Raw genomic sequence first — 578 nt, 5'->3', positions numbered from 1 at the left:
CATAACGCCTTGCTAAGGTGTGAGTAACGCAATACAAAAGCTACCGCACGGCGCCTTAATCACCATAAGCCACCGCATAGTAAAAATGCCACGCGTTACGAATCACTCTTAAGCAATTTGTTAGGCAAATTTACCACTCAGACTCTGGATATTGCTCTGGTTTAACACCTACTTCTTTTACCACTTTAGGATACTCTGCGCCATCTGCGAATGGCTTAGGTTTACTGCGAGATTTGGATATCTGAAATATCCAATCATCGCCAAAGTCAAACCAGTAAAATAACCTTTTACCTTTCGGTAGTGGAAACAAACCATATAACTCAGTATCGAGTGAATATGTGCGGTCATCGAACGATTCTCGACTTGAACCAAATTCTCTACGAGAAATAAAAAATTGAGAGAAGTGGTCATTATCAAAGCCAACGGCATTAAGAATGATCTCATTGAGTTCGCGCAGTGATGTCTTTTGCGACAACTCTATTTCACAACTCCAGTCTTCATAAGCATACATACCTGAAACCAGACTTACTTTAATTGATATGTACATACTTTCCTCATTTGCCTAACGCCCAATTAAG

General features: G+C 40.1%; 1 protein-coding gene. It reads right to left on the bottom strand.

The genetic code is table 11. The features are described 5' to 3' along the window. Nucleotides 1–130: 130 nt before the first annotated feature. The gene (locus tag AACW06_RS19955) at nt 131–547 is read right to left on the bottom strand and encodes a plasmid pRiA4b ORF-3 family protein (protein ID WP_168524626.1); all 417 of its coding nucleotides are present in this window, start codon (nt 545–547) and stop codon (nt 131–133) included. Nucleotides 548–578: the final 31 nt, after the last annotated feature.

This window comes from Vibrio sp. S12_S33, assembly GCF_963889785.1.
In the GTDB taxonomy this organism is placed as follows: domain Bacteria; phylum Pseudomonadota; class Gammaproteobacteria; order Enterobacterales; family Vibrionaceae; genus Vibrio; species Vibrio aestuarianus.
The sequence above is the reverse complement of the archived record's forward strand: the minus strand, read 5'-3'. Positions and strand labels throughout refer to the sequence as shown.

Coding starts and splice junctions, on each gene's coding strand:
- AACW06_RS19955 (WP_168524626.1), bottom strand. CDS start 547: ATGTACATATCAATTAAAGTAAGTCTGGTTTCAGGTATGTATGCTTAT.